Below are 19190 nucleotides of genomic sequence, written 5' to 3' on the forward strand. Positions count from 1 at the left end.
GAGCGCGCCCGGAACCCCTCAGGCCCGCGCGGCCGCGCCCTCCAGCACGGCCCGGATCCGGGGCAGGGCGGCGCGGGCGGCGCGGTGCCCGAGGGCGATGCCCTCCGCGGCCCGGTGGAAGTCGAACAGCCCGAAGGCCGCCAGATCCGGGCCGATGGCCACGTCGGGCGGGTCGCGCTCCAGCCGCGCCCGCGAGATCCGGTCCTGCGTGGTGTTGAACGCGTCGAGCACCACCCGGGCGATGCCCGGCACGGCGATCTCGGGCTCGGGTCGGTCGAAGCCCGGCAGGCGCCCGCGCACGACCTGCAGGAAGCCCCGGCGCGGCGGGGCCGGGTGCGGTGCCTCGCGCACCACCGGTCCGCCGGTGTCGCCGTTGAGGTTCACGCAGATGACGAGGTCGGCCCCGAGCGCCCGGGCGAGCGCCACCGGCACCGGGTTGACCAGGGTCCCGTCCATCAGCACCCGGCCGTCATGGGCCACCGGCGGGAACAGGCCGGGGATCGCGTAGGAGGCGCGCACCGCGTCCACCGCCGGGCCCTCGGTCAGGCTGACCTCGTGGCCGGTCCCGTACTCGGTGGCGACGCAGCCGAAGCGGATCGGCAGCGTCTCGATGCGGCGCTCGCCGAGATCCGCGGCGAGGCGCTGGCGCAGGCGGTTGCCGGCGATCAGGCCTGAGCCCGGCAGGCGGGGGTCGATGAGCCCCACCACCCGACGCCGGGTCAGCGCCCGGGCGAAGGCCTCGAGCCGGTCGAGGCGCCCGGCCGCGTAGCAGGCGCCGACCACGGCGCCGATGGAGCAGCCGGCCACCACGGTCGGCGTGATGCCGCCTTCCTCCAGGGCGCGGATCACCCCGATATGCGCCCAGCCCCGGGCAGAGCCGCCCCCGAGGGCGAGCCCGACCTGCGGGCCGGGGCTCGGCGGCGGGCGGACCGGCTCGACGGTTCCGGGCGGGAAATGCGGGTCGGCGGACTCGTCTTGCCACCGCGTGGCAAGAGGGCGGTTCATCGCCCGGCGGCTTTCAGGACGACCCGGCCGTCCGCCTCCCGGACGACGCTGCGGTAGAAGCAGTCGCGCCGGCCGGTGTGGCAGCAGCCGCCGTCGCCGCCGACCTCGACGCGGATCAGCAGGGCGTCCTGGTCGCAGTCGACCCGCATCTCGACGACGCGCTGGATCTGGCCGCTGGTCGCGCCCTTGTGCCAGAGCTCCTGGCGCGAGCGCGACCAGTACCACGCCTCGCCGGTCTCGAGGGTGCGCGCCAGCGACTCGGCGTTCATGTGGGCGAGCATCAGCACCTGCCCGTCCCGCGCGTCCACCGCGATGCAGGCGACGAGGCCGTCGCGGTCGAACCGGGGCGTGAGGGCCGTGCCCTCCTCGATCTCGGCCCGGGTGCCGGGGGGAGCGAAGGCGGTGTCGCGCGCGGTCATGGTCGAGGCGTCGCCCGGGGCTACTTGGCGCCGCCGCGCACCAGGGTCAGGAAGCGGACCTGCTCGTTGGCGTTGTCCTTGAAGACGCCGCGGAACTGGCTGGTGATGGTCGAGACGCCGGCCTTCTGGACGCCGCGCATCGCCATGCAGAGATGCTCGGCCTCGACCATCACGGCGACGCCGCGGGGCTTGAGGATGCTCTCGATCACGTCGGCGATCTGGGCGGTCATGGTCTCCTGCGTCTGCAGGCGGCGGGCGAAGGTGTCGACCACGCGGGCGAGCTTCGACAGGCCGACCACGCCCCGGGTCGGGTAATAGGCGATGTGGGCAAGGCCCATGAACGGCACCATGTGGTGCTCGCAGTGGGAGTGGAACGGGATGTCGCGCACCAGCACGATGTCCGAGTAGCCCTCGACCTCCTCGAACACGCGCTCCAGCAGCTTCTCGGCGTCGACCGCGTAGCCGCCGAACAGCTGCTCGTAGGCCTTGGTGACCCGGGCCGGGGTGTCGAGCAGGCCCTCGCGGGTCGGGTCGTCGCCGGCCCAGCGCAGGAGGGTGCGCACGGCGGCCTCGGCCTCGGCGCGGCTCGGGCGGCCGGTCTCGATCCCGTCCGGGACGCGGGTCGCGGAGGCCGGCTCGGGCGCCACCTCGACGGGACGGCCCTCATCCACCGGCCGATTGTCATTGCGCATGCCGTTCAGCCCTTGCCCGTCGCCCCCGTTCCGGTCGAAACCCTGGCCGTCACCCTGGTAGGACAAGGATTTGAGCGCGGCATCCATGGCATCTCCGGCCCGCGCGATGCGGGATTTCATCGGGGTGCTGTCGGGCTTGGCGTACATCGTCGGATCGCGTCGGGCGTTCGAGGGAAGATCCCGGGCTCGAAAAGGTTTCAAGCCGGCGCCCCGGGATGGACGAAAGGCCGTGGGAACCACCGTGGCCGTTGGCGCGACCCTGGTCGACGGCCCGCCTCCTCGCGAAGCGGCCGTATGGCGCCTATATCATCGTTCGCGGGGTAACGCGCAATGCGCGATGCACGCGGCAGAGTCCCGATGGGAAGTGTGCCTCCGGCCGAGGACCCGATGCTCGACGACATCTACAACCGCCGTATCCTGGAACTCGCCGCCGACATCCCCCGGCTCGGCCGGCTCGAGAACCCGGACGCGAGTGCCACGGCCCATTCGCGCCTGTGCGGCTCGACCGTGACGGTCGACCTCGTCCTTGGCGAGGACGGCCGGGTCGCGGATTTCGCCCAGGAGGTCCGGGCCTGCGCCTTGGGACAGGCCTCCTCGTCGCTGATGGGCCGGCACGTGGTCGGCGCCAGCGCGGACGAGCTGCGCGGCGTCCGCGCGGCCATGCGGTCGATGCTCAAGGAGAACGGCCCGGCGCCCGGCGGCGCGTGGTCGGACCTCGCGGTGCTCGAGCCGGTGCGGGACTTCAAGGCGCGCCACGCCTCGACGCTCCTGACCTTCGACGCGGTGGTGGACGCCCTCGACCAGATCGCCGCCAAGCGGCAGGCCGCCTGACGGGATGGTCCGGCGCGCCGCCCACTGGGCGATCCGCGGCTACCAGCTGACGCTGTCGGGCCTGATCGGGCGCCAGTGCCGCCACTGGCCGAGCTGCTCCGAGTACACCGATACGGCCATCGCCCGGCACGGCCTCTGGCCCGGCGGCTGGATGGGCGTCGCCCGGATCTGCCGCTGCGGGCCGTTCGGCACCCACGGCATCGACCTCGTCCCCGAGCGCGTGCCGGCGCGGGCGGCGTGGTACCGCCCCTGGGCCTACGGCCGCTGGCGCGGCGTCGAGGCGCCGCCGTCGCCCTTCGCCTGCGAGGCCGTGGGGCAGGAGGCCGACGCGCGGTAGATTTCGTTCCTGCTTTGTTTCACGTGAAACACGTGTGGCGGTCGGGCTGGCGGATCGGAGACCGCGTTTCGGAGATCCCGTGCGCCCGCCCCGCGCTCAACCGGCCTGCCGGTTCGCCGCCAGCTTCTCGGCGAACTCGATCGCCTCGATGAGGCTGCGCTCGTTGGCGACGCCGGTGCCGGCGATGTCGAAGGCGGTGCCGTGATCGACCGAGGTGCGGATGATCGGCAGCCCCAGGGTGATGTTCACCCCCGACAGGTCCATCCACTTCCCCGTGGCCGGGTCGATCTCGAAGCCCAGGAGCTTGACCGGGATGTGCCCCTGGTCGTGGTACATCGCCACCACCGCGTCGTACTGGCCCGCGCGCAGCTTCACGAACACCGTGTCGCCCGGCACCGGGCCGTGCACGTCGAGCCCGTCGGCGTTGGCGGTCTCGATCACCGGCGCGCTGACGTCGATGTCCTGGCGCCCGAACAGGCCGCCCTCGCCGGCGTGGGGGTTGAGCGCGGCGACCGCGATCTTCGGCCGGGCGAGACCCAGCCCCTTCAGCGCCCTGTCGGTGAGGTCGATGACGAGGCGCAGGCGCTCCGGGGTCAGGCGCTTGGGCACGTCCTCCAGGGCGACGTGGGTCGTGACGTGGGAGACCCGCATGTTGCCGTGGGCCAGCATCATCACCGAGCCGCGCACGCCGGTCAGCTCCGCCAGCATCTCGGTGTGGCCGGCATAGTGGTAGCCGGCCCTGTTGAGCGCCTCCTTGTTGAGGGGCGCGGTGACGATGCCGCCGATCCGGCCGGCCAGGGCGAGGCGAACGCCGGCCTCGATCGCCTTGTAGGCGAAGCGGCCGCCGTCGGCCGAGAGCCGGCCGGGCTCGATCGGCGCGCCCTCCGCGTCGGCCTGGAGGCAGCACAGCGCCGGCCAGTCGCCGTCCTCGGCGACCTCGGGAACGGGATCGGGCAGGAGGCCGAGCGCCCGCTCCGCGCGGCGCAGGGAGGGGGCGCTGCCGATGACGACGAGCTTGAGGTCGCCCGCGTCGATCCGGTGCTTCAGCCGGGCGGCGGCCTTGACGATGATCTCCGGGCCGATGCCGGCCGGATCGCCCATGGTGATGGCGAGATGTGAGGTCACGCGTCGCTCCTGCTGCGCGGAAAGCCGTTGCCGTGAAGTAGATCGCGCCAGACGTCCTCTGTTCCGAAGGCGCCGGATTTGGACACGACCGCGAGCCCGTCCCAGCGTCCGCCCCGCAGGGTCGAGCGGGGCAGGCCCGGGGTGATCTGCCCGGTGACGTCGAGGCGCGCGGCGGAGAGCGCGAGGCACAGCGCCTTCAGGGTCTCGCCGCCGGCCACCAGCAGCGTGCCGGGCCGCGGGACGCGGTCGATCACCCGCGCGAAGGTCCCGGCGATCCGCGCGGCGGCCTCCTCCCGGGCGGTGCCCTCGGGCAGCGCGAGGCTCGCCAGGACGACGCCGTCCCGGTCGAGGCGCGCGGCCACCGCGCCGGCATGGTCCGGATGGCGCGCCGACAGGACGAGGTGGTGGGCGCCGCAGGCCGCGAGCTGCGCCGCGGTCTCGGGCCGGTCCGAGCCGAACAGCCCGAGGACGGGGCCGGCGAGCCGGTCATCGCCCGGCGCCGCCGCGCCGCGCGCCAGGGCCGCCGCGAGGCCGCCGCTGCCGCACCAGAGCACCGGCCCGGCGCCGCCGAGATCCGCGACCCGGGCGAGGTCGGCGTCGCTCGCCGCGTCGTAGACGGCGACGCCCGCCACCGGTCCGTCGGACACGTCGGCCCGGCGCGCCGGCAGCCCGACGGCGCGCAGGGCCTCAGCGATGTCGCCGGAGACCGGCTCGAAGCCCGCGCCGCGCCGGGCGAGCTGCCGCCCGCCCTTCGTGCAGCGTCCCTGATACGGGAAGGCCGGCGCCACCACGCAGCGCCCCCAGGTCCCGGTGCGCAGCACGGCCGCGAGTTCGGCCGCCCAGGGGCCGCGCAGCAGGCTGTCGACCTTCTTGAAGGCGATGTCGGCGCCGTCCAGCCGGGGCGCGAGGGCGCCGACGATCCGGTCGGCCTCCGCGGCCGAGACTTCCCGGGTGCCGGAATCGATCGCCAGGCAGCCGGGTCCATCCCCCGCCAGGAGCTCCGGCCACGCCACCGGGATCGCCCCGCACAGGCCGGTGAAGCCCGCGGCCGTGTCGAGGGTGCCGGTGAGATCGTCGGCGATGAGGCGCAGGCGGGTCATGTCGGGCGGATCATGGCGGGAGCCGCGCCGGCCGCGCCCCCGGCCGAGCGCGGCTCGCGTGCTCGTTGTCAGGTTGTCGCGCGGCATACCGACCGGCCGGCGCGGCGGTCAAGCGGGCAGCCCCGCGTCGCGGATCGACCGCCGCCCGGGGGAGGCCGCCGGGTCGAGGGAGCCGGAGAGGGACGGGGACGTCGCTGACGAGATCCGGGCCGCCGCAGATCGTGCCGGGCCGCGCCCAGGCAGGGATGGGCCCGCGCAGTTGTCACCATGTGCACCGGTCCGGCCGCGCGTTGCGCGGCCTCGTCGAAAGGTTGTAGCAGGCCGCCGGGGGGAAGGCGGGTGCCGGGATCCGGAACGGGCCGGCACCGGAAGGGCGACCCATGCAGATTCCCATCAAGCGCTCCCTGGAGCGCGTGCCCGGCGGCCTGATGGTGGTGCCGCTGTTCCTCGGCGCGATCCTCCACACGCTCTTCCCGGACACCGCCACGTTCTTCGGCTCGTTCACCGGCGCGCTGTTCAACGGCGCGCTGCCGATCCTGGCGGTGTTCTTCGTCTGCATGGGCGCGGGCATCGACTTCCGCGCCGCCCCGGCGATCGCCCGCAAGGGCGGCGTCCTGCTGGCCGCCAAGGTCGGCATCGCGGCGATCATGGGCGTGGTGTTCGGCCAGATCCTCGGCGAGGCGCCGGTGGTCGGGGGCGCCTTCGCGGGGCTGTCGACGCTGGCGATCGTCGCCGCCATGAACGACACCAACGGCGGGCTCTACCTCGCCCTGATGGGCCAGTTCGGCCGCCCGAAGGATGCGGGCGCCTACGCGATCATGAGCCTTGAATCCGGGCCGTTCCTCACCATGGTGACGCTCGGGCTGGCGGGCCTTTCGGCCTTCCCGTGGCCGACCCTGGTGGGCAGCATCCTGCCGCTGCTGATCGGGATGATCCTCGGCAATCTCGACCGCGACATGCGGGCCTTCCTGTCGGGGGCGGCACCGGTGATGATCCCGTTCTTCGCCTTCGCCCTCGGCTTCGGGCTCGACCTCGCCAAGATCTGGCAGGCGGGCCTCCTCGGCATCGGCCTCGGCGTGGCGGTGGTGGCGATCACCGGGGCGGCCCTGTTCGTCGCCGACCGCCTCACCGGCGGCAACGGCGTGGCGGGCGTCGCCGCCGCCTCGACGGCCGGCAACGCCGCCGCCGTGCCGGCGATCATCGCCGCCGCCAACCCGGCCTACAAGGAGGCCGCCGGCCCCGCCACCGTGCTGGTGGCGGCGAGCGTGGTGGTCACGGCGCTGCTCGTGCCGCTGCTGACCGCCTTCGTGGCGGGACGGGTCCGCCCGGACGCGGCCGAGGAGGATCCGGCGCCGGTCCCCAGCCCCGCTCCGACCGCACCCTGACGTCTCGCGCGGTCTAGCTGCGCGTCCCGCGCGACCGGCGGCAACCGAAGTCTCCGAGTCCGGTTGTCCCTCCAGGAAGCGCGGCACGGCCGCGTCTCACGGCGAACCGGAGCGGGCACTGCATGTCGACCGAATCCAGAGGCAAGACGCATATCGACATCTACGACCGCGCCACCCGCGAGGAGTGGGCGCAGCGTTTCGGCGTCAGCGAGGAGAGGCTGCGCAAGGCGGTGACCATGGTCGGCCGCCGGATCACCAGCGTCGCCGCCTATCTCGACAAGCCGGCCGCCTGAGACCGGCGCCATGGAAGTGCCCCCCGATTTCCGTCCGCCTCCGGATCATCCGATGGCGGGGACACTGGCGCACGGATCCGCACTCGGGTCCGAGTCCGGGTCCGAGCCCGCGCCGGGAACCGCGTCCGGGACCGACGCGGCGGCACCGCACCCTTCGGCGCGGTCGTCCGACACGATCACGTTCGAGCAGATCCGCGAGCGGGCCTACGAGCTTTGGGAGCGCAACCACAGGCCCGAGGGCTTCGAGATCGAGTTCTGGCTGCTGGCCGAGCGGGAACTGCGCAAGGAGCGCGATCGCCGGAAGGCCGACGCGGCGCCGACAGCGCCGCGGTCCGATCCGCCGCCGGCCTGACGGCCTCCGGTCCTCGCCCGAGACGGCCCCGGGTCACGGCGGACCCGGGGTCGGATGACCTTCAGGCCTCGATCGCCGCCCGGGCTTCCTTCACCGCCGCCTCGAAGGCGACGAACGCCGTGGTCGCCGAGTCCCAGGTCTGGCTGCGCACGTGGCGGACCAGGGCGGCCGCCTGCTCGCGGGCCTGCGCCAGGGGCTTCTCGATGGCGGCCGGCCGCGTCGCGTCGGCGGGGACCCCCTCCGGCGGCGTGTCTGTCGAGCGCATGCCGACCAGGGTCGCCGCGATGGCGCGCCGCCACGCGGCGCAGTCCGCCGACAGGCGGATCACCCGCTGATCCGCGGCGGTGCCGGTCTGCCGGTCGAGCAGGGTGCGGCCGAGATCCTCGATCCGTCCGAGCTGCGCGAGGGCGTCGCCGATCTCGCGGCGGGCCTTGTCGGTCCCTTCCGCGATGCGGCCGACGTTCTGGGCGATGTCGCCGGTGGCCTGCATCTGCTGGCCGAGGATCTCGGAGGCCTCACGCATCTGCGCCGCGACGTTCGCGACGGCGCCGCTCTCGGCCTCGACGCGGGCATTGGCCCGAACCATCGCGGACGCGCCGGCCTCGACGGCGTTGCGGCTGCGCGTCACGGCGGCCTGCATCGCCGCCATCTCCTCGCGCAGGCCGCTGACCCGCGCCCGGATCTCGTCCGTCGCCTTCGCGGTCTGCGCCGAGAGCGTCTTCACTTCGGCGGCGACCACCGCGAAGCCGCGGCCGGCCTCGCCGGCCCGCGCCGCCTCGATCGTGGCGTTGAGCGCCAGCAGGTTGGTCTGGGCCGAGATCGCCGCGATCGTGCCGGCCATCTCCTCGATCCGCAGCGCCGCGGTGGAGAAGCTGTCGAGCCGGCTGCCGATCTCCTCGGTGCCTTCCTCGATCCCGCGCATGCCGTCGGTGGCGCGATGCAGGTCGCCCACGCAGGTGGCGATGCCGGCCCGGGCCGTCTCGGCCATCTCGGCCGCCGACGAGGAGCGGGCGGCGATCTCACCCGTGGTCGCGGCGAGCTCCTCGCTGGCGGCCGCGATGAGCCGGGCCTGCTCAGCGGTGCCGGAGGCGTCGTGGGTCATCCAGCCGATCGAGGTGCCGGCGTCGGACGCGGAGGCGGACAGGCGCGCCAGGAGAGTCAGCCATTCCCGATCGACGGCCGGCTCCGCGACGGGCGTCGGGGCCGTCTCGACTGGCAAGACCGCCGCCGTCTCGACCGGGGCGGTCGCCGTCACCGGGGTTGCTAGCGCGTCAGGGATCTGACGCTGCCGGCGCAAACTGAACATGCGGGCCTCTCCGACACTCTAATCGGGGCGCATGGTCACACAGAACCTTCAACCAATGGTGAAGGATAGACCAGTCTCTCGACAAGCGTTGCGGGGCATCGGTGCAGCGCAACACGTCTACTTCGAGAAGTTGCGCCCCCTGATAGCGCTCTATCAGGGGGCGCAATGCTTCATTCGCCGGTCAGGGCCGCCTTGGTGCGCGACCACCAGCCGGCGCGCTTCGGCCGGTCCGGATCGGACGGCGGCGTCAGCACGATCGCCACGGGCTCGGGCGCCGGCTCGGCGGGAGCGGCCTCGGGCGAGCCGGCCTCGGCCTGCGCGCCGACGGTCGCCCGATCGGCCGCCGGCGCCGCGGACTCGACCGGGGCCACCGGCAGGTCCACCGCGGTCTCGGTCCGGTTCTCGGCGGCCGCGGCCGGCGCCGCCTCGATCGCCTCGGCCACAGCCTGGGCGCTCACTGGCTCCTCCGCCGACAGGGCGACGACATCGCCCGCGGCTTCCGGCGCGTCGTCCGTCTCGGACGCCTCGCGGGTGCGGCCCTCGCTGCGACCGCGGCCGCCCCGGCGCCCGCGGCGGCGGCGACGGCCGCCCTCGTCCTCGGACCGCGCCGCCTCGTCCGAACCCGCGACGGCCTCGTCGGCCTCCGCGGCGACGGCCGCAGCGGGAGCCTCGGTCCCGGCCGGCTGCGCGCCGTCCCAGTCCCCATCGCTCCGTTCCGCGTCCGAACGGGCGTCGTCGCGGCCGTCGTCCTGCTGGTCGTCCTGATCGTCGTCGCCGCGATCGTCCTCGGCGCGCCCGTCCTCGCCGCGGCCCTCCTGGCGACCGCCGCGCCGGCGGCGGCGACGGCGGCGGCGGCGGCCCTCGCCCTCCTCGCGCGACCCGTCCTCGCGGGCCTCGGCGCGGCCCTCGTCGGCCTCGCCCTCGGCGTCGGTCTCGGTCTCAATCTCGGTCTCGGCCTCGTCGGCCTCCTCGTCCTCGTCGTCGAACTCCATCGCGGGCGAGATCGCCTGGGCGCGCACGCCCGTGACCGGGCCCTCCGCCCGCTGGGCCGGCTCACCGCGGTCGAGCTGGAACGGTGTGGTCGCCGCCAGCCGCTCGTCGGCCGCGATCGTGATCGTCACGCCGAAGCGCACCTCGAGCTCGCGCAGGTGTCCGCGCTTCTGGTTGAGGATGTAGAGCGCGATCTCGGTGCGGGTGCGCAGGACGAGGTTGTGGGAGGCCGACTTGAGCAGCACCTCCTCGATCGAGCGCAGGATGTGCAGCGCCACCGACGCGGTGGCGCGCACGAAGCCCGAGCCGCCGCAATGGGCGCAGGGGATCGAGGAGGATTCGAGCACGCCGGTGCGGATCCGCTGGCGGCTCATCTCCAGGAGGCCGAAGGGCGAGATCCGGCCGACCTGGATGCGGGCGCGGTCGTTCTTCAGGCACTCGTTGAGCTTCTTCTCGACGGCGCGGTTGTTCCGCTTCTCCTCCATGTCGATGAAGTCGATGACGATCAGGCCCGCGAGGTCGCGCAGCCGGAGCTGGCGGGCGACCTCCTCGGCGGCCTCCAGGTTCGTCTTGAGGGCGGTGTCCTCGATGTCGTGCTCGCGGGTGGCGCGGCCGGAGTTCACGTCGATCGAGACCAGGGCCTCGGTCGGGTTGATCACGAGGTAGCCGCCGGACTTCAGCGAGACGTGGGTCGAGAACATCGCGTCGAGCTGCTGCTCGACGCCGAAGCGGGCGAAGATCGGCGTCGAGTCGCGGTAGGGCTTCACGACCTTGGACTGGCCGGGCATCAGCATCCGCATGAAGTCCTTGGCCTCGCGGTAGGCGTCCTCGCCGGCGACCAGAACCTCGTCTAGATCCTTGTTGTAGAGGTCGCGGATGGCGCGCTTGATCAGCGAGCCCTCCTCGTAGACGAGGGCCGGCGCCATCGACGTCAGGGTCAGCTCGCGGACCGACTCCCACAGGCGCATCAGGTACTCGAAGTCGCGGGCGATCTCGGGCTTGGACCGCGAGGCGCCGGCGGTGCGCAGGATGACGCCCATCCCCTCGGGCACCTCCAGGTCCTGCACGACCTCCTTCAGGCGCTTGCGGTCGGCCGCCGAGGTGATCTTGCGGGAAATGCCGCCGCCCCGGCCGGTGTTGGGCATCAGCACCGAGTAGCGGCCGGCGAGCGACAGATAGGTCGTGAGCGCCGCGCCCTTCGTGCCGCGCTCCTCCTTGACCACCTGCACCAGGATGATCTGGCGGCGCTTGATCACCTCCTGGATCTTGTACTGGCGGCGGTAGTGGCGCGGACGCTCGGGGATCTCGGCCAGCGCGTCGCCGTTGCCGCCGACCTGGGCGATCTTGGGCTCGGCGTCGGGATCGTCGGACTCCTCATCGGACTCCTCGTCCGAGTCGTCATCCTCGTCGGACTCGTCCTCGTCGTCCTCCGACTCGTCCTCATCCTCGTCGTCGTCGGATTCCTCGTCGTCCTCCTCCGAGGCCTCGTCCGACGCTTCGGCCGACGGGCCCGCGGCGGTCGGCGCGGTCTCCTCGGCCTCGCTCGCCCCGGCCTCGCTCTCCTCCGTCACGATCGCGTGCGCGGCGGTCTCGTCCGGCGCGTCGGACACGGTCAGCGCCTCCGCCACGGCGATGCGGGCCTCCGGCTCGGAGGGGGCGTCCTCGGACGGGGCGGAGTCGGCGGCGACCGGCTCCGACGCGGCGGGGGCCGCCTGCGCCTCGACCGGCGCGGTCTCGGGCTCGGCGGCCTGCGCCGGCTCACCCTCCGGGAGGTCGCCGGCGGCGGCCTCGGAGGCGAGGGCCTCCTGCACGGCCTCGGGGTTCTCGGACAGCGTGTCGGGCTGGACGGCCGGGTCGATCCCCGACTCGTTCCGGATCTCGGCCTGGTCCTCGCTCTCGGGCGCCGCGTGCGTGTCCTCGGCGCTCACGGTCTCGTCGGCGCCGCGGGCGCGGGCCTCGGCACGGCGGCCGCGGGACCGGCGCGACGACGACCGGCGACGGCGCTCCTCGCGCTCGCGGTGCTCCTCGGCGTCGCGGGCCTCCTCTTCGAGGAGTGCCTGCCGGTCGGCCAGCGGGATCTGGTAGTAGTCGGGATGGATCTCGTTGAAGGCCAGGAAGCCGTGGCGGTTCCCGCCGTACTCGACGAACGCCGCCTGGAGCGACGGCTCCACCCGGGTGACCTTGGCGAGGTAGATGTTGCCGCGCAGCTGGCGCCGGTTGGCGGCTTCGAAGTCGAACTCCTCGACCCTAGACCCGTGGACCGTGACGACCCGGGTCTCCTCCGGGTGCATCGCGTCGATCAGCATTTTGTTGGCCATGTCGGACTCTCGGCATGGCGGCCGACGTCGTTCTCCGTGCCCGTGGTCCCGGCGGCGCCTCGCCCGACGTCAATGCTGTCGGGCGGGATGCCGGCCTCGTCGCCGAGGCGGATGGGTTCGAGGGGAAATTGCCGTCAACCGCCGTTCGGCGCCCTGGGCGCCTGGGGTTGAAACAGGCCGGGCGGACGGACGGACCGGCGTGACGCACCGTTTGCGCCTCCGGGGCACGCGCAGCCTTATGCTGGGCCGTGCGTCCGTCCATCGTGGTCCCGACCTCGCGAAACAATCTCGGCCGGCGGGGGACCGGCCGTGAATTCCTGGGTGCGGCGGAGGATCTCCGCCGCGTCGTGCGACACCTGCCCGATCGCGGGCGGCACATGCCGCCGCCAAGCGGACCGACAGGGCCCGCCGCGACACCGCGACCGCTTTCGCGAGGAATTCGGTCACGTCCGCGGGCCGTTGCGGCGACCGGCGGGACCGGAGAGGGGTCGACATCATTACAGACCGCTGCGCGGATTTGGCAAGGGTCAACGTGAATAGATGTCACGGGCCTGTCACGGTGAACGCGGCGCCACGCGACAGGCGTGTGCCTACTCCGCCGCTTCGAGCCGCGGCGTCACCCCGGCGAGCGCCGCGGGCTTCGGGCCGCCGGTCGCCCAGTCGAGCAGCTCGACCGTGTGGACGATCGGGATGCCGGTGCCCTTCCCGATCTGCGTGGCGCAGCCGATGTTGCCGGTGGCGATGACGTCCGGGCGCACGCGCTCGATGTTGGCGACCTTCCGGGCGCGCAGCTTCGCGGCCAACTCCGGCTGCAGGATGTTGTAGGTCCCCGCCGAGCCGCAGCAGATGTGGCCCTCGGGCACGTCCTTCACGGTGAAGCCCGCGCGCTTCAGCAGCGTCTTGGGCTCCAGGCGGATGCCCTGGCCATGCTGCATCGAGCAGGCGGAATGGTAGGCCACGACGAGGTCGGTCTCGGCCACGGGGGCCAGGTCGAGCAGGGCGAGGTACTCGGTCACGTCCTTGGCCAGGCTCGAGACCCGCCGCGCCTTCTCGGCGTAGGCCGGGTCGTCGCGGAACATGAAGCCGTAATCCTTGATGGTCGTGCCGCAGCCCGAGGCCGTGACCAGGATCGCGTCGAGGCCCTGGGCGATCTCGGCGTCCCAGGCGTCGATCGCCTGCCTGGCATGGGCGTGGGCCGATTCCTCCTTGCCCATGTGGTGGGTCAGCGCCCCGCAGCAGCCCTCGTTCGCGTGCACCACCTCGATCCCGTGCCGGTTGAGCAGCCGGATCGCGGCGGCGTTGAAGTCCGGCCGCAGGACGCTCTGGGCGCAGCCGCGCAGCAGGGCGACGCGCCGGGCGGGCGTCCCGGCCGCCTGGCCGCCCGCCGGCGGGAACCGGCCGGGCCGGTTCGTCGGCTCGCGAGGCGGCGCCCCGGCCGGCGCGAGGTCGAGCATGGCCGCGAGGCGGTTGCCGACCCGCGGCAGCCGGGCCACCAGCCCCCGGAACGGCGCGCCGAGCTTGGCGGCGGTGAGTGCGAGGCGGAAGCGGCCCGGATAGGGCAGGACCTGGGCGAGGAGGGCCCGCAGGAACCGGTCGCCGGCGGGGCGCGCGTAGGTCTCCTCGATATGGGCCCGGGCGTGGTCGACGAGGTGCATGTAGTGCACCCCCGACGGGCAGGTGGTCATGCAGGACAGGCACGAGAGGCAGCGGTCGACGTGCTTGACCACCTCCTGCGAGGCCGGCTTGCCGCCCTCCAGCATGTCCTTGATCAGATAGATCCGCCCGCGCGGGGAATCGAGCTCGTCGCCGAGCAACAGGTAGGTCGGGCAGGTCGCCGTGCAGAAGCCGCAATGCACGCAGGTCCGCAGGATCTTCTCCGACGCCGCCATGGCGGGATCGGCGAGCTGGGCGGGGGCGAAGTTGGTCTGCACGGGTCGCGTCCTCGGCGCCACGGCTCCCCACGCTCGGGGAGGGGCGGGATCTGAAGCTTCAGAGTCCGGCGTACATCCGGCCGGGGTTGAGCACACCGGCGGGGTCGTGCGCCGCCTTGATGCCGGCGGTGAGCCGCATCAGCGGCTCGGCCAGCGGCTCGAACACCGGCACGGCGGCGCGCACGGCGTCGGGGGCCCGCACCAGCGTGGCGTGGCCGCCCTGCGCCCGCACCGCCCGGCGCACCGTCGCGGCGCCGGCATCGCCCGCCGCGCCGGTGGCGAGCCAGATCAGGCCGCCGCCCCAGTCGAAGAACCAGCGCGCGTCGCGCTCGGCCGCGACCGCCGCCGCCAGGGCCGGCCCGCGGGTCGGCGCGGTGGAGATCCGCCACAGGGCGGCCTCCCGCGGCTCGGCGAGCGGCGCCGCGTCGCGAACCGTCCGCCACAGGGCGGCGCCGGCCTCGCCGTCGATGATCTCGGGCTGGCCGTAGCGCTTCAGCAGGCGCCGCAACTCGCCCGTGCGGTAGTCGATGGAGTCGGAGAAACCCTCGAGGCGCATCAGGGTCCGCGCCTCCGGGGCGCCGATCCTGGCCGGGAGGTGCGCGGCGCCCGTGAGCTCGAAGGGCGAGCCCAGCGCCTCCGACAGGGCGGTCACCGCCCGCGTGTCGTCCAGGCCGGAGAAGACCAGGGTCGCCACCCGCTCGCAGGCGGGCAGCACCTTGAAGGTGACCTCGGTGAGGAGGCCCAGCGTGCCGTGGGCGCCGGCCATCAGCTTCACGAGATCGAGGCCGGTGACGTTCTTCATCACCCGGCCGCCCGACTTGATCGCCTCGCCGCGCCCGTTGACGAAGCGCACGCCGATCAGGCTGTCCCGGGCGGCGCCGGCATTGATCCGCCGGGGGCCGGCATTGTTGATCGCCGCCACGGCCCCGAGGGTCGGCTCGCCGGCGGTGCCGTACAGGCCGCGCAGGTCCATCGGCTCGAAGGGCAGCATCTGGCCGCGGGAGGCGAGCAGCGCCTCGACCTCGGCGAGCGGCGTCCCGGCCCGGGCCGCCACCACCATCTCGGCGGGCTCGTAGAGCGTGACGCCGGTGAGCGCCTGCGCGGAGAGCGTCGCGCTGTCCTGTGCGGGCCGGCCGAGCCCCGCGGCGGTGCCGCCGCCGGCGAGGCGCAGGCCCTCGCCGCGCCCGGCGGCCGCCCGCACGATCTCCCCTGCCTCCGCCTCGGTGCCGGGCTCGTAGACGCCCATCGTTCCCGTCCCGGTCCTGTTTGTATCCATTCCAGGACGGGTGTCGCCGGATCCGGCGGCGGATTCAAGCGCAGGCGGAGTCGCGGGGTTTCAGCGGCGGGATTTCCACTGCGCCGCCTTCGCGTGAGCCTACTCCGCCGGCACGGTCCGCGCCGGGCGCAGGCGCGCCAGGACCTGACGGCGCAGGCCGGCGATGTCGAAGATCCAGACCAGGGCGCCGTAGAGAACCATCCCGGACGGGACCAGCACGGCCAGGGCGGTGGCGGGCGGCAGCTGCCGGAAGGGGGCGAGGGCGAGCCCCATCGCCGCGCAGGCGAGCGCGGCGACGCCGATCTCGCCCCAGGGCAGCGCGATGCGCCCCGGGCCGGTGAGGGCGCGCCAGCCGAGCCACGTTCCGGCGGCGGCGAGGCCCGCGGTCTGCGCCACCGCGACGCCGAGCCCGCCCATCCGGTCCGGGAGGACCAGCAGGCCGGCGCCGTTCACCGCGAGGCCGACCAGGGCGGCGGCGACCACCGGCAGGGTCTTGCGGCGGATCTGGAAGACCGGGTTGAGGGCGTAGAACATCATCGCGAGGCAGAACAGGCCCGGCATCAGCACGGTGCTGTAGGTCTCGAACGGTCCGCGATAGGCGTCCGGCACCACCAGGCCCTGGAGGGCCGGCAGCACCGCCCAGAAGCCGACCGCGCAGGGTGCCAGCAGGGCGAACACGGTGCCGGCATTGGCGGCGACCTGCGCCTCTGCGGCGGCGCGGCCGCTCTGCTCCTCGGCCTGCACGGCGAACTGGAACAGCAGCAGGTCGAGGGCGGTGCCCAGCGTCATCAGCGAGCGCGAGGTGACGTCGGCCGCCAGGGCGAAGTAGCCGGCCTCGGCGAAGCCGGCATGGCCCGCGATGGCGCCGCGATTGACGAAGGCGAGGCACTGGTAGGCGGTGTTGGCGGCGATCAGCGGCAGGCCGTAGCGCGCGAAGACCCGCCAGGTCGTCGACAGGCGCGGCCGCTCGAGGGGCGTGCGCGGGTCGCGCAGGGGGTGGCGCAGCACCGCCACCGCGAGGAGCTGGCTGAGCCCCGCCGCCGCCAGCACCCAGGCCGGCTGGGGCAGCCACCACGCCGCCGCGGCCATCATGGCGAAGGACAGGACGTTCTTCACCGCCACGAGGCCGAGATAGAGCTTGCCGTCGAACCGCGCCCGGGCGAGGGCCGCGTGGTAGTCGAACACGCCGATGCCCAGGGCCGCGAGGCCGGTGCCGCACAGGACCGCCTCGCGCCCGTCGGCGCCGCCGGCGAAGCCGAAGGCCCCGCACAGGGCCGCGGCGGCCAGGAGCAGCGCGCCGATGCGCAGGTAGGCCCGGTCGAGCCCGTGGCGGATCCACGGCTCGTCGACGCGCACGCGCCCCGAGTAGAACCGCGTCGCCGACAGGCGCAGCCACTCGAACAGCACCGTGTTCAGCACGATGGCGCCGGTGGTCGCGAGGGCGAACCGGCCGAAATCCGCCGGCCCCAGCAGCTTGGCGATCAGCAGGCCGAGGACGAAGTTGAGCCCCGCATTGATGACGAAGGCGACGATCACGGCCATGGACGGCGACTCATGCGCGGCGGGATTGCCCCCGCCCGTTGCGTACGCTGTAGCGCGCGAGCCGTAAGACTCCCCTAAACGGGCGAGATCGGGGCGGAGACCCGCGCGGCTCCCGGCACCGTCCGGTCACGCGGCCCGGACGGTGTCGAGGAAGCGCGCGACCTCGGCCGCGAGCGTCTCGGACTGGCGCGACAGCGCGGACGCCGCCGCGAGCACCGCGTTGGCCGCCCGGCCGGTCTCCTCGGCGGCCCCGGCGACGCCGAGGATCGTGCGGGTCACCGCGCCGGTGCCGACGGCCGCCTCCCCGATGTTGCGGACGATCTCGCGGGTGGCCGATCCCTGCTCCTCCACCGCCGCCGCGATCGCGCTCGCCACGCCGCTGATCTCCTGGATCCGCCCCGTGATCGCGCCGATCGCCGCGACGGCCCCGCCGGTCACGCCCTGGATGCCGGCGATCTGGCCCGCGATCTCCTCGGTCGCCCGGGCGGTCTGCGCGGCCAGGGCCTTCACCTCGCCGGCGACGACCGCGAAGCCATGACCCGCCTCGCCGGCCCGGGCGGCCTCGATCGTGGCGTTCAGCGCCAGCAAGTTGGTCTGCCCGGCGATCGCCGCGATCAGCCCGATCACGTCGCCGATCCGCGCGACCGCGTCGCTCAGGTCCCGGACCATCGCGCCGGTCTGCCCCGCTTCCGCGACGGCCCCCTGGGCGAGCCGGGTCGATCCCTCGACCTGCCGGCCGATCTCCTCCACGGAGGCGCCGAGCTCCTCGGCCGCAGCCGCCACGGTGCCGACGTTGGTGGCGGCCTCCTCGGCGGCGGCCGCCACGGTGCTGGACTGGCTGGCGGTCTCGGTCGCGGTGGCCGTCATGGACTGGGCCGTGCCCTGCAGCGCGGTGGCCGCGTCCGAGACCTGGGCGATGACGCCGCCGACCGTCCGCTCGAAGCGCTCGGCCATCGCCCGCAGGTCGGACCGGCGCCGTGCCTCCGCCGCCTGACGCGCCTCGGCGGCCTCGGATTCGAGCTGGCGGCCGCGGATGAGGTTGTCCTTGAACACCTGGACGGCCCGCGCCATGGCGCCGATCTCGTTGCGGTAGGTGCGCGCCGGGACCGTGACGGAGGCGTCCCCGTCGGCCAGCGCCCCCATCGTGGCAGTCAGCACCCGGAGCGGGCGCAGCACGCCGCCGAACAGGGTCCACAGGCCGAGGGCCACCAGCAGGATCACCGCCAGCAGCGCCGCCCCGCTGCGCGCGACGTCGCCCTGCGCCTCCTCGGCGAGGGCCTCGGCGCGCGCCACCATCGCGTCGAGGGCCGCGTCGCAGAGGGCCACGAGGGAGCGCTGGTTCGCGGTGTTGCGGTCGCGCAGCTCAGCGAAGGTGTGGCGCGGGGGCGCGTGCGTGCTGAGCGCGTCGAAGACCGCCCGCGCGATGGCCTCGGTGTCGCCCTCGAAATTGGCGGCCTTCGCCCGCTCGTACGCGGCCCGCACCGTCTCCGAGATGTCGGCCGCGGCCTCGGTGGTGCGGCGCCACGCGGACAGAAGCTCGGTCCGCTCCGCCGCCGCCGCGACCGTCTCGGGCAGGGACCACGCCGCGCCGGCGACCAGCGAGGCCTGTACCCGGACCGCGACGTTGCCGCTGGCGACGCGCGTCTCCCAGGCCGCCTGCTTGAGGGCGAGATAGCGCTGCAGCACCGGATCGGACCGGGGAATGGCCGCGTCGACCGCCTTCAGCGTGGCCGTCAGCGCCTCGAGCAGGTCCTGGAAGGCGGCCATCGCGGCGTCCCGCAGCGCCGGGTCACGCCGGGCCAGCGGCAGCCCGAGGGCCGCGTCGATGCGGGGACGCAGGTCCGCCATCGCTGCCTGCGCGGTGCTCAGGCGCTCGAGCGTCGCGCTGACCGCCGGCTCTGCCAGATCGCCCAGGCTGCGCCGGGCCCGGCCGTAATGCTCGGTCAGCGCCTGCCGGCTCCCCGCGATGGTCGACAGGGTCTTCGCGTCCGCCGGCGCCTCACCCCCGAGGGCGAGCGTCGATCCGCGCTCGAGCCGCAGCGGCAGGATCGTCCGGAGGAGGCCCTGGCTCGCCTGCGTCAGAGTCAGGGCTCTCGCGGCGCCCGCCGCCCGCGCCCGCGCGTCGACGAGTGTCCGCACCGCGTTCCCCAGCGCCATACAGGCCATGATGACGATCACCAGGCACAGCAAAGTCCGGATCGAGAAGCGTCCCAGCCAGCGAGTCATCGGTGAGATCTCATGTCCCGCGATGCTCTGTCTTAGAACGTAAGGTTTTGTCAGGCAATCGA

16 protein-coding genes are annotated in these 19190 nt (G+C 74.0%); 5 read left to right on the top strand and 11 right to left on the bottom strand.

Annotation, left to right across the window (positions count from 1 at the left end; translation table 11 throughout):
- Positions 1-18 precede the first annotated feature (18 nt).
- Genes BLW78_RS00860 through folE form a run of 3 tightly spaced genes read right to left on the bottom strand, consistent with a single transcriptional unit; the run spans position 19 to position 2263 of the window.
- Entirely contained in the window at positions 19-1005 is a 987-nt protein-coding gene (locus tag BLW78_RS00860) for a patatin-like phospholipase family protein (protein WP_091675757.1), read from the bottom strand.
- The gene (gene hisI, locus BLW78_RS00865) at positions 1002-1424 is read right to left on the bottom strand and encodes a phosphoribosyl-AMP cyclohydrolase (RefSeq protein ID WP_091675759.1); all 423 of its coding nucleotides are present in this window, start codon (positions 1422-1424) and stop codon (positions 1002-1004) included. The genes BLW78_RS00860 and hisI overlap by 4 nt, the downstream gene beginning before the upstream one ends.
- A 20-nt stretch (positions 1425-1444) precedes the next feature.
- Positions 1445-2263: a GTP cyclohydrolase I FolE gene (folE, locus tag BLW78_RS00870; protein WP_020091161.1), complete on the bottom strand. Its 819-nt coding sequence runs from the start codon at positions 2261-2263 to the stop codon at positions 1445-1447.
- Positions 2264-2503: 240 nt separating this feature from the next.
- Between folE and BLW78_RS00875 the strand changes: the two genes are divergently transcribed.
- Together BLW78_RS00875 and yidD are read left to right on the top strand one after the other, a co-directional pair.
- A complete protein-coding gene (locus tag BLW78_RS00875; RefSeq protein ID WP_020091160.1) occupies positions 2504-2947 on the top strand; it encodes an iron-sulfur cluster assembly scaffold protein in 444 nt (147 codons plus the stop codon).
- A 4-nt stretch (positions 2948-2951) separates the two neighbouring features.
- A complete protein-coding gene (gene yidD, locus BLW78_RS00880; protein ID WP_091675763.1) occupies positions 2952-3284 on the top strand; it encodes a membrane protein insertion efficiency factor YidD in 333 nt (110 codons plus the stop codon).
- A gap of 96 nt (positions 3285-3380) precedes the next feature.
- Here the strand turns inward: yidD and pdxA are convergent, their stop codons facing one another.
- Together pdxA and BLW78_RS00890 are read right to left on the bottom strand one after the other, a co-directional pair.
- Positions 3381-4409 (bottom strand): 4-hydroxythreonine-4-phosphate dehydrogenase PdxA, encoded by a 1029-nt coding sequence (gene pdxA / locus BLW78_RS00885; protein WP_170855060.1) that lies wholly within the window; start codon positions 4407-4409, stop codon positions 3381-3383.
- Entirely contained in the window at positions 4406-5509 is a 1104-nt protein-coding gene (locus tag BLW78_RS00890; protein ID WP_091675766.1) for a four-carbon acid sugar kinase family protein, read from the bottom strand. The genes pdxA and BLW78_RS00890 overlap by 4 nt, the downstream gene beginning before the upstream one ends.
- A gap of 380 nt (positions 5510-5889) precedes the next feature.
- Between BLW78_RS00890 and BLW78_RS00895 the strand changes: the two genes are divergently transcribed.
- The 3 genes from BLW78_RS00895 (at position 5890) to BLW78_RS32145 (ending at position 7539) form a co-directional block, all read left to right on the top strand.
- Positions 5890-6894: a 2-keto-3-deoxygluconate permease gene (locus BLW78_RS00895; RefSeq protein WP_091675769.1), complete on the top strand. Its 1005-nt coding sequence runs from the start codon at positions 5890-5892 to the stop codon at positions 6892-6894.
- A 122-nt stretch (positions 6895-7016) separates the two neighbouring features.
- On the top strand, positions 7017-7187 hold the full coding sequence (locus BLW78_RS00900) for a DUF3606 domain-containing protein (RefSeq protein WP_091675771.1): 171 nt from the start codon (positions 7017-7019) through the stop codon (positions 7185-7187).
- A gap of 52 nt (positions 7188-7239) precedes the next feature.
- Positions 7240-7539: a DUF2934 domain-containing protein gene (locus tag BLW78_RS32145; RefSeq protein WP_091675775.1), complete on the top strand. Its 300-nt coding sequence runs from the start codon at positions 7240-7242 to the stop codon at positions 7537-7539.
- A 61-nt stretch (positions 7540-7600) separates the two neighbouring features.
- Here the strand turns inward: BLW78_RS32145 and BLW78_RS00910 are convergent, their stop codons facing one another.
- The 6 genes from BLW78_RS00910 to BLW78_RS00935 all read right to left on the bottom strand — a co-directional run bounded on the left by BLW78_RS00910 (position 7601) and on the right by BLW78_RS00935 (position 19128).
- The gene (locus BLW78_RS00910) at positions 7601-8845 is read right to left on the bottom strand and encodes a methyl-accepting chemotaxis protein (protein WP_056526464.1); all 1245 of its coding nucleotides are present in this window, start codon (positions 8843-8845) and stop codon (positions 7601-7603) included.
- A gap of 170 nt (positions 8846-9015) precedes the next feature.
- A complete protein-coding gene (locus tag BLW78_RS00915; protein ID WP_091675777.1) occupies positions 9016-12153 on the bottom strand; it encodes an Rne/Rng family ribonuclease in 3138 nt (1045 codons plus the stop codon).
- A 590-nt stretch (positions 12154-12743) separates the two neighbouring features.
- The gene (gene glcF, locus BLW78_RS00920; protein WP_091675780.1) at positions 12744-14084 is read right to left on the bottom strand and encodes a glycolate oxidase subunit GlcF; all 1341 of its coding nucleotides are present in this window, start codon (positions 14082-14084) and stop codon (positions 12744-12746) included.
- A gap of 58 nt (positions 14085-14142) precedes the next feature.
- Positions 14143-15330, bottom strand: a complete 1188-nt coding sequence (locus BLW78_RS00925; protein WP_091675783.1) for an FAD-binding protein — start codon at positions 15328-15330, stop codon at positions 14143-14145.
- A 129-nt stretch (positions 15331-15459) separates the two neighbouring features.
- The gene (locus tag BLW78_RS00930; protein ID WP_020091149.1) at positions 15460-16902 is read right to left on the bottom strand and encodes a polysaccharide biosynthesis C-terminal domain-containing protein; all 1443 of its coding nucleotides are present in this window, start codon (positions 16900-16902) and stop codon (positions 15460-15462) included.
- 126 nt (positions 16903-17028) lie between these two features.
- Complete coding sequence (locus BLW78_RS00935; protein WP_091675786.1) at positions 17029-19128, bottom strand: methyl-accepting chemotaxis protein; 2100 nt, start codon at positions 19126-19128, stop codon at positions 17029-17031.
- Positions 19129-19190 lie beyond the last annotated feature (62 nt).

The sequence above is a fragment of the Methylobacterium sp. 275MFSha3.1 genome (genome assembly GCF_900108435.1).
GTDB lineage: Bacteria > Pseudomonadota > Alphaproteobacteria > Rhizobiales > Beijerinckiaceae > Methylobacterium.